Genomic DNA, 13,124 nt, shown 5'->3' with positions numbered 1-13,124 from the left:
TTCCTAATGAGAAATTACCAACAAAGTTTGAATCAAAATTTACCTTTGGCGCGAGCGGATGATTCGGGATGGCGCCGAAGCGGTTCTCGGCTAGCGCCGGAACACGCCGATCATCGGCCCCAGATTCCAGAAATCGTCGTTGCGGCCGATCCCGGGCGCATAGAGGCTCGAGATCGAGCCATCGAGGAAGAGCGCGTTCGGGCAGCCGAGCCGGTCGCGGAACAGCCGCGCGAATTCATGGAAGGTCACGACATCATTCGAGATCGCGAAGACCGCGACCCCGTCGGCGCGCACGCCGACGCCATCGCGGATCTTGCGCGAGGTGCCGTCGTAACGGAATTTCGGATGCAGCTTGCCGTCGATGACCAGCATCGGCCCGGATTGCGTGGCATAGTCGACGCGCGGCGGGCGCTTCAGATAATCCTTGGTCGCGCGAACCCCGGCCTTGCCGGCGCTGACATAGAAGATGCCGTTGGGCTGCATGGAGAAATTGCCGGTGCCCGATCCCGTCTTCGCCGGCGTGACCTGCTCGCCGCGCTCCACATAGAGCCCGACCGGCGCGAGGTTCGGATGATACATGCCGGCATTGATGCCGAAGAGCATGGTGCGCCCCGCCGCCTGCTGCGCGCTTCGCAGATTGTGCAGCGATCGGTATAGATCGCCGTCCTTGTTCTTCCAGAACAGCTCGATGGAAAAATGCTTCGGATCGGCCTCGCAAACCAGATAGGTCGCGTTCTCAAAAACCTGGTTGCGGCAGGGCGGCAGCGCCGCCAGCCATTGGCCGAGGCCCATGCCCGCGCCAATTGCCGCCGGCGCCGCCGATTTCACCAGCGTCGCAAGCAAAGGCACGGATTGCAGCAGAGTCCCAAGATCCATCAGCGCACCCGGGCGTCGGCGTCGATATAGCGGAGTGGCCGAGACCTCTAGACAAGCCAGCCGGTCGCGACGCCGATCAGCAGCACCACGCCGAGCAGGCCGCGATAGACGACGAACGGCCAGGCGGAGAAGCGCTCGAGCACGCGCATCAGCCCCCAGATCGCGAAGAAAGCTGAGATCGAGGCAACGACAAGGCCGACGGCCAGGATCGACCAGCCATGCGCATCGAGATGCACCTTGTGCAGTTCATAGAGCTCCTTGAGGCCGGCCAGCGCGATGGCCGGCAGGCCGAGCAGGAAGGACAGGCGCGCCGCCTCCGGCCGGGCGAAGCCCAGCCCCATCGCCGCCGTCAGGGTCGAACCCGAGCGGGAGACTCCGGGAATAAGCGCGCCGACCTGGGCGACGCCCACCAGCAGCGCGTCGAGGATCGAGGCCTGGCGCAGCACGAGCTTGTGGCTGGCAAATATCTCGGCGAGCGCCAAAAGGATCGCCATGGCGATACAGGCCCAGCCGATGACGGCGAGCCCCCGCAGCGGCGAGTTGCAGGCGTTGAGCACGCCGGAAAGTGCGAGGCCCACAATGACGATCGGGACGGTGGCAAGCACGATGCTGATCGCCAGGCGGAAATAGCGGTCGCCGAAATCGCGGCGCGAGATCGCCGCAACCGAACCGAACAGGACGTCCCTGACATCGCTCCAGAAATAGCTGACCACAGCCGCCAGCGCCGCCAGTTGCATGGCGGCGGAGAAGGCCGAGCCGGGGTCCTGCCAGCCGAGAACGGCCGGCACGATGCGCATATGCGCCGTGGACGAGATCGGCAGCAATTCGGTGATGCCTTGCACGATGCCGAGAAATGCCACCTTGGCATAACCCAGGCCGACAAAGCCGGTGTCCAGTCCTTGAGTGCAGACGTCGGTCATCCCGGTCCTTTCCCCGTGCCCAATCGTTCTTGGGGGCAAAAAGTGAATCGTCATTCGAAAAGCCTGGAGGACAGGCTTAGCCTCACGATAGCGTGATTCCAACTCACGGATTTGTAAGGTGCCGCTAATCCTGCTTGACAACTGGCGCCGCCATATTATTCTCCGCTAATCTTACACTGTAAGGCAAATCGGAGGAGCATCACGATGTCGACCGCCGCCCTCTCGGAATTGGAGCCGGTCACGCCGCCGGAAACGCATGCTGCAGAAATCACGATCGAGGAGGTGTCGCGTGATACCAGCCGCGCCATCGAGCGCGCCGACGTCGCTGCCTGGCTCGATCTCTACGAAGCGGCGCCTGCGGATTTCGCTGCGCGGCACGGGCTTTCGATCGCAAGCGACGGCGACCTTGTGTGGACCACCTGCACGACGATCCCGTTCATTCATTTCAACTGCGTGAAGAATATCGGCGTCGATGGGCCGGCGACGGAAGAACAGGTCGACGCGCTGCTCGCGCACTACCGCGCCGCCGGCGTCATGCGGCCTTGGTTCTATACCAACCCGCATACCGAGCCATCGCGGCTGAGATGCTGGCTGGAAGCGCGCGGGATGCAGCAGCAAGGCGGCTGGGAGCGCATCTATCGCGACGCGACGCCGCTGGCGGACGAACCGCTTTTCCCGGGCGACCCGCTGATCCCGGTTGACGATCTGGTGATCGAGGAGGTCACGCCCAGGACAGCTTCGGAATGGGCATCTTTCATCGATGCCAAATACAGGCTCCCCACCTCGCCCTGGCTGATGGCGCTTGTCGATCGCAAGGGCTGGCATCATTACATGCTGAAACGCAGGGGCGCGGTCGCCGCCGTGCGCTCGCTCTTCATCTCAGACGGGGCCGCCTGGAGCGGCATCGACGCGCCGGTACCGGGCATCATGGCGCCAAGTTTCGATCTTGACGCCATGCTTGGCGAAAGGCTGGTCCGCGACGGCATAGCCGCCGGTGCGAAATTGTTTGTCGCCGATATCGAGGCGCCGCGCCCCGACCGCGACGGGCCGGCCTATCGCAACTACGACCGGCTCGGCTTCAAGCTCGCCTATTTGCGTAGCCATTACAGCTACTTGCCCGCGAATTCGAGCTGACCAATTTCCCTGGAGTTGCCTCAGCGGTACAACCACTGCTTCAGGCAGCTTCTTGCCACCACATGCGCCGGCGGCACCGAAGCCTGATCGATGCGGGAATCATCGCTTGCCCTGTCGCGAGCCTTTTCCAGAAGCAGGCGAAGCTCGGCCGGGCGCACGCGGTCGCGCGCCATCACGAGTTGGACCATCGGGTCGTTCAAAAGCTCGTCCAGGGTGTTGATGCTCTCGCTCATCCGTCGCCTCCTCGATGCCTTCCCGCATGGCGCGTAGATAGGCAGCCAAAGATGGCCCGCCAATGACGCTTTGCCGGCTATGTCGTGAATCGAAGATGAAATTTTTGTGCAGGCCTTCTTCCTTCTCCCTTTGTTTGTGGGAGAAGGTGGATCGGCGCGCAAGCGCCGAGACGGATGAGGGGTGTTCCAGCGGAGTGAGACGCTGGTATTCTCTGGAACACCCCTCATCCGACCGAGCTTCGCTCGGCCACTTTCTCACACAAGGGGAGAAGGAAGAAGCTACGCTGGCGGCGCGCCTTCATATTGCGGCAGGCCATCGTCGAGCATCACCCAGGGCTGCTTCGACGCGGTCCAGAAATGCATGTCGGGCTTGAACAGCGACGGGTCGTCGAGCGAGCCGGAGGTGATGCCGAGAATGCCCCTGGAATCGCGGCGTGAAAACAAAGTCGTGCCGCAAACCGGACAGAAGCCGCGCTTGAGGTCAGGCGTGGAATTGATCGTCGCCACCGGTCCTTCGATGGTCACATCGTCGATGCGAAACAGAAGCCGCGCATTGAAGGCGGCGCCGATCGCTCTCTGGCAGATGCGGCAATGGCAGATGCGTTCGTTGATCGGCTCGACCTCGGCCCTGTAGCGCACCGCGCCGCAAAGGCATCCGCCCTCATACTTGGTCATCACCAGACACCTGCCTCGAGGAAATGCCGGGCACCGTAGTGGCCGGCATGGCAGGGTCAATCAAAAAACATTGATGGGATACGATCGCTTGAGCTGATGCCGCTGGCCGGCTGCCTCAGGCGGCCAGCGGCCAGGATTCATTCGCTGACGATCTCGTCCCAGGTCTTCACCTTGGTGACACCGTCGAGGAACGGCAGCGTGCTGGCGACCAGTTCCGGCGCGAAGAACACGTCGTAATGCGTGCGGTTGGGGATGATCGCCAGCCGGTTCTGCGACAGGTGCTCGCGCATCCAGCCGGCGTCCCTCAATCCGCCGCCGAGCATCTGGAAGAACTTGATCTCGTGCTCGGGCTTGTACATGTCGCTGTCGCCGTAGACGAGCATGACGGGCATCTTCAGCTTCGGCACGTCGGCCGAGAAATCATACTCCTTGCGCATGAAGGCGCCGAGCGCATCGAGCAGTTTTGGGAAATCCTCGGGCTTCGGCGCCACGGCGACATAGGATTTGTACATCGGCGTGTCCTTCATGAACTCGGCGGCCGCCGCGCTCACCTGCGCCTGCTGCGGACGCATCTCGTCATAGAAGCCGTTGGCGGCGTAGCCGGTCGACACCATGACCAGCCGACGCACCGCTTCGGGATGCTGGACGGCCATGCGGAAGGCGACGCCGCCGCCAAGCGAATAGCCCATGACGTCGACCTTGTCGTAGCCGAGCGCCTTGACGATGGCCGCCATATCGTCGCCCATCGCCTCAAGGCCGAAAGGCCGTTCGCCGAGCGCGGTGCGGCCATGTCCCTGCAGGTCGACGGCGATCACCGTGCGATGTTCGGCAAATTTCGGCAGGATCGGCGCGAACATGTCGCTCGAACCCAGGCCGCCATGCAAAAGTAGCAGCGGCTCGCCCTTGCCGTAGACGGCGTAGTAGTAGTTCACGCCGTCGATCGGCAGCAGGCCGGATTTTTCCGGCTTCAAGAGAGCTTTGGTTTCACTGGTCATGACAGGCTTGGTCTCCTCGGATTGTGCGCTCGGCGAGGCTATGAGGGTCATTGCCGAAGCAAGGATGGCGAAAAACAGGGTCTTGGGCATTTCAGTCTCCTCTCCGCTTGCGTTGCCTCAAGGACGCGGTGGGAGAACCCAAGCCGACATGGCCCGCTAAATAATTCGAGGGAGAGTGGAAGCGCCTCGGCAGGCGACTCCAAAGAAGAAGGATCAGTGGCGCTTGGCCTGCACGAGATAAGCGTCGATCATGGTCTCGCCGAGCCACTTCGCGGCTTCGAGCCTATGCAGCCCCTCGACCAGAATGTGGCGCTTGCCGTCGTGCCGCACCTGTATCGGGGTCTTCATGCCGTTTTCGAGAATATCCTCGGCGAGATGGCGCACCGTCTCGGGATGCAGCGTCTTGCGCCGCGCCGTCGGCACGTAGATGTCGTCGACCTTGACCTTTTGTACACGCAGCATGTCGGCTCCTCGGCGAGAATGTCGCCTCAGCATGAATAGTTGGTTTGCCGGCGGCGGCCAAGCGCGAGCGCGCTGGCCCGATGCTTTCCATTTGACGCTTGGCCAGCCGATGGTCTCAATGACGGCCTCGTGATCTCAGGTGTTCCTTGACGCAACTGCCCAGTGAATTCCCCGATTTCGGGCTGACGCCCGAGCAGCGCCGCGAGGCGGTGCGCGGCCACTATTACGAATGGCCGGGAATGGATGGCCCGAGCGGCGAGATCTGGTGCTACAGCGACCGGTTTTCCTATCGCCCCGGCGAGACGGTAACGCTTTTCGTCAGCGCGTCGGCGCCGCAATTCAGCCTCGCCATCATTCGCGACGGCGACAACGAAACAATAGTCTTCGAGGGAGCGGGGCTGTCGGCGCGCTGGCAGGATACGCCCGACCAATGCTCGGTCGAAGGCTGCGGGTGGGAGGCTTTGTTCGAATTCCGCGTCGGCGACGATTGGCCATCCGGCGCCTATCGCGTGACGCTGTCGGCCGAAGGCCGAAACGGCACGCCGATCCACAGCCATCATCTCTTCATTGTCACACCCCTGCCCGGCCGCAAGCCCGGCCGCCTGCTGCAGGTCGCCGCTACCGGCACCTGGCTCGCTTACAATACCTGGGGCGGCTCGAACCACTATCAGGGCATCACCGGTCCGAACCGCGATCAATACGCCACGACAGTGTCGATTGAGCGCCCTTGGTGTCGCGGCTTCGTGGTGCTGCCCAAGGATGCGCCGCGCGTGCCGCTGGAAGTCGCGGTGCCGGTGAGGACCGTGCCACGCTATCCGCACATGGAGTGGGCCTTCGCCACTGGACATTCGAAGAAATATGCCTCTTCGGGCTGGGCGAGCTATGACAGCCATTTCTTCCGCTTCGCCGAGCTCGCCGGCTATCAGGTCGATCTCGCGAGCCAGCACGACCTCCATTTCTCGCCCGAAATCCTCGACGGCTATGACTGTGTCGTCTTCGTCGGCCACGACGAATACTGGACCTGGGAGATGCGCGACGCCGTCGACAATTATATCGAGCGCGGCGGGCATGCGGCGCGCTTCGCCGGCAATTTCATGTGGCAGACGAGGCTGGAGGACCAAGGTCGCCGCCAGGTCTGCTACAAATATAAGGCTCGCGCGGAAGACCCCGCCTATCGCGGCGGCGACGTCACCCGCGCAACCAATTCCTGGGAAGCGCCTGAGATCGGCCGTCCAGGCAGCGCCACCTTCGGCCTCAATGCGACCCGAGGCGTCTATGCCGGCTGGGGCGGCTGCGCGCCGCGGGGCGTGCGTGGCTTCCCGGTCTACCGGCCCGAGCACTGGGCCTTTGCCGGCACCGGCATCTATTACGGCGACCTGCTCGGCGCCGACAGCCATGTCTACGGCTATGAAGTCGACGGCCTCGATTTCGAGATCCGTGGCGGCCTGCCCTACCCGACCGCGACCAGCGGCGCGCCGGACGGCTTGCAGGTGCTGGCGGTCGGCATGGCGAGCCAGGTCGAGGAAAGCGCCGACATCCCGGTCGAGGACCAGTTCCTCACCGACGAGGATGGCCGCTTCACCGCCGAGACGTTGTTCGGCGAGGCGAGCGACGCCAATCTCGACAAGGTCAAGCGCGGCAACGGCATGATCGTCAATTTCCCACGCGGCAAAGGCGAGGTCTTCCACGCCGGAAGCTGCGAATGGGTCGCCGGCCTGCTAAGGCAGGACGCGATGGTCGAACGCGTGACCAAAAATGTTCTCGACCGCTATCTCGGAAAGTCCTGACATGTCGAAACTGGAAGTCCAGCCCGTAGTAGAGGCCGAAGCGCGGCCGCCGTCGCACCTGTTCTATTTGTCCAGCCTGCGCCGGCCGCTCGTCGACCGGGCCGAGGGCATCTATTTCTGGACGAAGGACGGTCGCCGCTTCATCGATGGCTCGAGCGGGCCGATGGTCGCCAATATCGGCCACTCCAACCGCAACGTGCTCGACGCCATGAAGCGGCAGATGGACAAGACCACCTTTGCCTACCGGTTGCATTTTGAGAACGAGCCCGCCGAAGAGCTGGCGCGCGCGCTTGCTGGCAAGCTGCCCGAAGGCATGGACCGCATCTTCTTCGTTTCGGGCGGCTCGGAAGCGACCGAATCCTGCATCAAGCTCGCCCGCCAATGGGCGGTCGCCACCGGCCAGCCCAAGCGCTGGAAGGTGATCACCCGCTTCCCCTCCTATCATGGCGGCACGCTGGGCTCGCTTTCCATCACCGGCGACGATGCGCTCGCCGAAACCTTCACGCCGATGATGAAGGTGATGCCGACAGTGCCTGCGCCCACGGCCTGGCGCGACCGCGACAATCTCTCGATGGAGCAGCGCGGCCTTCGCTATGCCGACATGCTGGAGGAGAAGATTCTCGCCGAAGGGCCGGAAAGCGTTTTGGCCTTCATCATGGAGCCGGTCGGCGGTGCCGCGACCGCAGCCCTTGTCGCGCCCGACAGCTACTATCCGCGCATCCGCGAAATCTGCGACCGCTACGGCATTCTTCTGATTCATGACGAGGTGATGAGCGGCGCCGGCAGGACAGGCAAGTTCCTCGGCGGCGACCACTGGAACTGCAGGCCCGACATCGTCGCCCTCTCGAAGGGGCTGGGCTCGGGTTACGCGCCACTCGGCGCCCTCGCCGCGCCGATGCGCCTGGTCGAGCCGCTGCTGGCCTCCGGCGGTTTCCAGCACGGCCACACCTATGCCGGCAATCCGCTTGCCTGCGCCGCCGGCCTCGCCGTGCTCGGCGAGATGGACCGGCTCGATCTCATCGTCAACGCCGCCGCGATGGGCGAGGTTCTGATGGCAGAGTTGAAGGGCTTGCAAAAGCGCTTCCCCTTCATCGCCGACGTGCGCGGCAAGGGCCTGCTCACCGGCGCCGAAATGGTCGCCGATCCGGAGACACTGAAGCCCATTGATCCGGCCAGCAAGGCGACGCAGCGCCTGCTGGACCACGCCTATGCGCGCGGCCTGATCATCTATGGCCGCAAGGTCAAGGGCGGCATCGACGGCGACAATTTCATGGTGGCGCCGCCGATGATCATCACCAGAGACCAGATCGGCGAGATGATTTCCATCATCGGAGATTCGCTGGAGGCGCTGGCGGAGGAACTCGATCTGCCGGTGGAGGGATGAGAAAGGTGTTTTGATGCCGGCACCAATCACCCTCCGCCCCGGCACCATCGATGATGTCGAAACCATCCACGCCGCCCTGCTGCGCCTCGGTACCGATATCGGCGCGCATCAGGAAATCACTTCGACGCCCGAGGATCTGCGCCGCTACGGCTTCGGCGCCAAACCCGCCTTCTCGACCCTGATCGCTGAGATCGACGGCGAGTTCGCCGGGCTTTGCCTGCATTTCCCGATTTTCTCGACCTGGATGGGCCGTCCCGGCGTCTATGTGCAGGACCTTTACGTCGAGGATCGTTTTCGCGGCCGCCGGGTCGGCGAAAGGTTGCTGCGGCGCGTGGCGAAGGAGTGCCGCGCGGCGGGCGGTGGCTATCTGAGGCTGTCCGTCGATACCGACAATGAGACGGCCAAGGCCTTCTACGAAAGACTGGGCATCGGCCGGTCGAGCTACGAGCAGGTGCAGAAAATCGTCGGCGATGCCTTTTTCGCGTTTGCCGATACACCGGAGGAATGACGATGAAAGCCTTCTATGCCGAGGAGCAGAAGCGCCATGACCCGAAAGCTTTCCTCTCCAGCGGCGCGCAGCAGCCCAACCCGGAAAAGCCGGAGCGGATTGAACGATTGTTAGCCGGCGCAAGATTGGCCGGCTTGACGGTCGAACGTCCAGGCAATCATGGACTTGGCCCGATCGCCGCGGTGCATACGCCTGAATATCTCGATTTTCTCGAGCACATTTTTGCGCGCTGGCAGCGCATCGAAGGCGCCTCGGCGGAAGTCATCCCAAACATCCATCCGATCGCCCGCGCCGGCTCCTACCCGGCCTCGGCTGTCGGCCAGGCCGGCTACCACATGGCCGACACCGCCTGCCCGATCTCGGCCGAGACCTGGAACAGCGCGCTGTGGAGCGCCTGGAGCGCGGTGGAAGCCGCTGAAGCGGTGATGGCCGGCGCGGCGTCGGCCTATGCGCTCTGCCGCCCGCCGGGCCATCACGCCTTCGCCGATGTCGCCGGCGGCTTCTGCTTCATCAACAATTCGGCGGTCGCGGCGCAGGTTCTGCGCAAGAATTCCGCCCGCGTCGCCATCCTCGATGTCGACCTGCACCACGGCAACGGTACGCAAGGTATCTTCTATGCCCGTCCCGACGTGCTCACCGTCTCGCTGCACGCCGACCCGGTGCGCTTCTACCCGTTCTTCTGGGGGCATGCCGGCGAGCGCGGCGAAGGCCCCGGCCTCGGCTACAATCTCAACCTGCCGCTGCCACGCAAATCCGGCGACGAGGCCTTCCTCGAAGCGCTGGCGGCGGCCTTCCAGCGCATCCGCGCCTTCGCGCCGGAAGCGCTGGTCGTGGCGCTCGGCCTCGACGCTTTCGAGGGCGACCCGTTCGGCGGCCTGTCGGTGACGACGCAAGGCTTCTCGCGCATCGGCGAAGCGATCGCCGGACTCGGCCTGCCGACGGTCATTGTCCAGGAAGGCGGCTATCTCTGCGATGCGCTCGGCGACAACCTCACCGCATTCCTCACCGGCTTCGGCGGCAAGCAGGGCTAGAAGCAATTCCAGGAAAAGTGTGTAGCGGTTTTCCGTCCGGAATTGCGTAAAGCTAAAAAACTAGGAGCGCTGCTGCCGCAGCATCGCGATCACGCGATGCGCGCTTTCCAGCGTTTCCTTGATCTCTTTCGCCGTGTTGTAATGCGCAATGCCGATGCGCACGACCCCTTGCTCGGCCGGTAGGCCGAGCTGGTGGACGACCTCCCACGCATAATTGTGGCCTGACCAGACGAAGATGTTCTCGGCGTTCATCTGCCGCACGATCGTTTCCGGTGCGATGCCTTCCACGGTGAAGGAAATGGTCGGCACGCGCTCGGCGAGGCGCTTCGAATCGGTAATGCCGTGAATGACAAGGCCCTCGATGTCGGACAAGCCGTCGATCATTTGCCGTGCCAGCGCGTTCTCATAGGCGATCGACATCTCGAACGCCCTGGCGATCCGCTGCCGCCGCGAGCCGCCCTCGCCGGCCGAAGCGCCGAGATCGGCGAAATAGTCGATTGCCGCCGTAAGCCCCGCCATCAGCTCGATCTGCGGCGTGCCGAGTTCGAACCGTTCGGGCAGGACGTTCGAAGAGCAGCGGCATTTGTAGGGCTTGAGCGCGTCGATCACGTCGCGGCGGCCCCACAATATGCCCATATGCGGGCCGAAGAATTTGTAAGCCGAGCAGATCAGGAAATCGCAGCCGAGCTCCTGCACGTCGACCAGCCCGTGCGGCGCGAACTGCACGGCATCGACATAGACCAGCGCGCCGGCCTGCCTGGCGATCGCCGTCAGCGCCTTCACCCGGTTGATCGAGCCGGTGAGGTTGGAGGCATAGTTCAGCGCGACGAGGCGCGTCTTGTCCGAAAGCAGCGCCTTGAGCGCCGTCTCCTCCACCTGCCAGCTCCGCTCGTCGAACGGCAGGAAGCGCACGACAAGGCCGAGATCCTCGGCAAGCTGCAGCCAGGGCGAGACATTGCCCTCATGGTCCATGCGCGTGACGATGATCTCGTCGCCAGGTTTCATCATGCGGCCGAGCGTGCGCGACATGTGATAGGTCAGCGTCGTCATGTTGGCGCCGATGACGATTTCCTCGATGCTCGATGCGTTCAGAAAATCGGCCATTGCCGCATGGGCGTCGTCGACCACTTTTTGGGCCGCGACCGTGGTCTCGAAGAACCCGCCCAGATTGGCGTTGGTCGAGAGCAGGCAGCGCGACACCGCGTCCGCCACCGTCAGCGGCACCTGCGTGCCGGCCGGATTGTCGAGATAGATGCGCCGGCGTCCGTCATCGGTCAGCGAAAGCGCCGGAAACCTGCCGCGCACGGCCTCGATCGGAAAATCTGCCATCATCTCCACCCCTTTTTGTTTTTCACCGATTCCCGCTCAAGGGCACGGATTGCCGACGCGCTGGTGGATGGCGTCGACCGCTTTCTGCATCTCATCCGTCCAAGCGACATCGACCGAGGACAGCGCCGTCCCGAGCTGCGCGATCGTGGTCGCGCCGACGATGTTCGCGGTCACGAAGGGCCGGCTCGCCACATAGGCGTTGGCGAAAAGCGCCGGCTCCATGCCGAAGGAACGCGCCAGCTCATTGTACTGAAGCAGCACCTCCGCCGCGTTCGGCGTCTCGTAGCGCTGACCGCGGTTGAAGAGCTGCGAGCGCGAGCCCCGCGGTCGCGCGCCATGATCGTATTTTCCGGTGAGATAACCCTGCGCCAACGGCGAATAGGGAAGAAACGCGATCTCCTCGCGCTCGCAGACCTCCGCAAGGTTCACCTCGAAGGTGCGGTTGACGAGGTTGTAGGCGTTCTGCAGCGAGGCGACGCGCGGCCCGGAGCCCTTCTCGGCTTCGAAGACGAAGCGCATGACACCCCAGGAGCTTTCGTTCGATAGGCCGAGATGGCGGATCTTGCCGGCTTTCACCAGGTCCTGGAAGACGGCGAGCGTCTCGGCAATCGGTGTTTCGTCTGCGGGCGCGGCTGCGGCATCGGCCCGGCGCGCCACCGCTCCGATCCGCGTCGGGTTCGAACCCCACGGAATGTCCCGGTCCGGCCAGTGGATCTGGTAGAGGTCGATATAGTCGGTGCCGAGCTTGGCCAGCGATTTCTCGACCGCGTCGAAAATGTCGGCGCGCACCAGCTTCGACGGACGATCGCCGCGGAACCATGCGTTGGCCGTGCGGCCGACCACCTTCGAGGCAAGGATGACCTTGTCGCGGTTGCGATTGGCCTTCATCCAGCTGCCGATGATCCTCTCGGTTCGCCCTTGCGTCTCTGCCTTGGGCGGGATCGGGTAAAGCTCGGCCGTGTCGATGAAATTCACCCCGCGCGAAAACGCCAGATCCATCTGCGCGTGGCCCTCGGCCTCGCTGTTCTGCTGACCCCAGGTCATCGAGCCGAGGCAGATTTGCGAAACAAGGAGATCGGTCCGACCGAGGCGGCGCTTATGCATGGGATTCTCCGGCGGGAGGTTTGCGCGGACAGCGCGGGGAGGAGGTTGAACATAGAGCAAAACGCTTGCGTTTTGCAAAGTCGCCCAGTTTCGAGATTGGCCGAAGCGTCAGTCAGTTCGTCATTCTAGGGCGGAGCAAGGAGCGAAGCGACGCGCGCAGACCCTAGAATCCTGTGTGTTGGTTCTGGTGTATGGTTGAAGTGGGAAGGAGACCGAATGAATCCTGGTCGTCCTTTCGGACAGGCCGTGGCATGGCTCGGTCCCTTCCCACCGGTGAACCATCAACCTGAACAGTTGCACGGGGCTGTTCCAAGCAGACCCCGCACCACAGGAAGAGGCGTGGACATGATAATGCAGAACTATGTCGGCTGCGACATCTCAAAACAGTGGCTCGACTTTTTCGATGAGACAAGCGGCCGTCTTCGGCGCATCGACAACCAGGCCGACACGATCGCGGCCTATGTGGCGGGCCTTGATCCCAGCCGCGACTTCGTTGTCATGGAGGCGACAGGGGTCCATGACCGGCTGTTGCGCCATGCGCTGGCCAAGGCCGGCGTGCCGTTCTCGCGGCACAACCCGGCGCACACCCACCACTATGCCAAGTCGACCCGACGGCGCGCCAAGACCGATCCTCTCGATGCTAGGATGCTGAGCGACTACGGCCGCCGCTATCAGCCTGAGGCCGA

14 protein-coding genes are annotated in these 13,124 nt (G+C 63.5%); 6 read left to right on the top strand and 8 right to left on the bottom strand.

Annotated features, from left to right (window positions below):
• Positions 1 to 90: 90 nt before the first annotated feature.
• Both LB529_RS04940 and LB529_RS04935 read right to left on the bottom strand, forming a co-directional pair.
• A complete protein-coding gene (locus LB529_RS04940; RefSeq protein WP_224710422.1) occupies positions 91 to 876 on the bottom strand; it encodes a phosphodiester glycosidase family protein in 786 nt (261 codons plus the stop codon).
• A gap of 47 nt (positions 877 to 923) precedes the next feature.
• Complete coding sequence (locus tag LB529_RS04935) at positions 924 to 1,796, bottom strand: undecaprenyl-diphosphate phosphatase (RefSeq protein ID WP_224710421.1); 873 nt, start codon at positions 1,794 to 1,796, stop codon at positions 924 to 926.
• Positions 1,797 to 2,000: 204 nt separating this feature from the next.
• Here LB529_RS04935 and LB529_RS04930 point away from each other — a divergent pair, with 204 nt between their 5' ends.
• Positions 2,001 to 2,930, top strand: coding sequence for a hypothetical protein (locus LB529_RS04930; RefSeq protein ID WP_224710420.1), 930 nt, complete (start codon positions 2,001 to 2,003; stop codon positions 2,928 to 2,930).
• 20 nt (positions 2,931 to 2,950) lie between these two features.
• On the opposite strand, the gene LB529_RS04925 is transcribed toward LB529_RS04930, so the two are convergent.
• From LB529_RS04925 to LB529_RS04910, 4 genes are all read right to left on the bottom strand, one after another.
• Complete coding sequence (locus tag LB529_RS04925) at positions 2,951 to 3,163, bottom strand: hypothetical protein (protein WP_095765230.1); 213 nt, start codon at positions 3,161 to 3,163, stop codon at positions 2,951 to 2,953.
• Between the two features lie 279 nt (positions 3,164 to 3,442).
• Positions 3,443 to 3,838 (bottom strand): GFA family protein, encoded by a 396-nt coding sequence (locus LB529_RS04920; protein ID WP_224710419.1) that lies wholly within the window; start codon positions 3,836 to 3,838, stop codon positions 3,443 to 3,445.
• Positions 3,839 to 3,975: 137 nt separating this feature from the next.
• Positions 3,976 to 4,923 (bottom strand): alpha/beta fold hydrolase, encoded by a 948-nt coding sequence (locus LB529_RS04915; protein ID WP_224710418.1) that lies wholly within the window; start codon positions 4,921 to 4,923, stop codon positions 3,976 to 3,978.
• A 123-nt stretch (positions 4,924 to 5,046) separates the two neighbouring features.
• Entirely contained in the window at positions 5,047 to 5,295 is a 249-nt protein-coding gene (locus tag LB529_RS04910; RefSeq protein ID WP_042644583.1) for a ParB N-terminal domain-containing protein, read from the bottom strand.
• Positions 5,296 to 5,441: 146 nt separating this feature from the next.
• Between LB529_RS04910 and LB529_RS04905 the strand changes: the two genes are divergently transcribed.
• From LB529_RS04905 to LB529_RS04890, 4 genes are read left to right on the top strand one after another with little or no spacing between them, the layout of a single operon-like run.
• On the top strand, positions 5,442 to 7,082 hold the full coding sequence (locus tag LB529_RS04905; RefSeq protein ID WP_224710417.1) for a N,N-dimethylformamidase beta subunit family domain-containing protein: 1,641 nt from the start codon (positions 5,442 to 5,444) through the stop codon (positions 7,080 to 7,082).
• Between the two features lies 1 nt (position 7,083).
• Complete coding sequence (locus LB529_RS04900) at positions 7,084 to 8,466, top strand: aspartate aminotransferase family protein (RefSeq protein ID WP_224710416.1); 1,383 nt, start codon at positions 7,084 to 7,086, stop codon at positions 8,464 to 8,466.
• A gap of 13 nt (positions 8,467 to 8,479) precedes the next feature.
• Positions 8,480 to 8,974: a GNAT family N-acetyltransferase gene (locus LB529_RS04895; RefSeq protein WP_224710415.1), complete on the top strand. Its 495-nt coding sequence runs from the start codon at positions 8,480 to 8,482 to the stop codon at positions 8,972 to 8,974.
• A 2-nt stretch (positions 8,975 to 8,976) separates the two neighbouring features.
• A complete protein-coding gene (locus LB529_RS04890; protein ID WP_224710414.1) occupies positions 8,977 to 10,005 on the top strand; it encodes a histone deacetylase family protein in 1,029 nt (342 codons plus the stop codon).
• 60 nt (positions 10,006 to 10,065) lie between these two features.
• Here LB529_RS04890 and LB529_RS04885 read toward each other — a convergent pair whose 3' ends face one another.
• Both LB529_RS04885 and LB529_RS04880 read right to left on the bottom strand, forming a co-directional pair.
• Positions 10,066 to 11,334, bottom strand: a complete 1,269-nt coding sequence (locus tag LB529_RS04885; RefSeq protein WP_224710413.1) for a cysteine desulfurase-like protein — start codon at positions 11,332 to 11,334, stop codon at positions 10,066 to 10,068.
• Positions 11,335 to 11,370: 36 nt separating this feature from the next.
• Positions 11,371 to 12,438, bottom strand: a complete 1,068-nt coding sequence (locus LB529_RS04880) for an aldo/keto reductase (protein WP_224710412.1) — start codon at positions 12,436 to 12,438, stop codon at positions 11,371 to 11,373.
• Between the two features lie 345 nt (positions 12,439 to 12,783).
• Here LB529_RS04880 and LB529_RS04875 point away from each other — a divergent pair.
• On the top strand, positions 12,784 to 13,124 hold a 341-nt coding region (locus tag LB529_RS04875), incomplete at its 3' end, for an IS110 family transposase (RefSeq protein ID WP_224710589.1).

Origin of the sequence: Mesorhizobium sp. CA5 (genome assembly GCF_020165105.1) — a bacterium.
In the GTDB taxonomy this organism is placed as follows: Bacteria; Pseudomonadota; Alphaproteobacteria; order Rhizobiales; family Rhizobiaceae; genus Mesorhizobium.
Note: the sequence above shows the minus strand (reverse complement) of the source record. Positions and strands in the feature narration are given on the sequence as shown.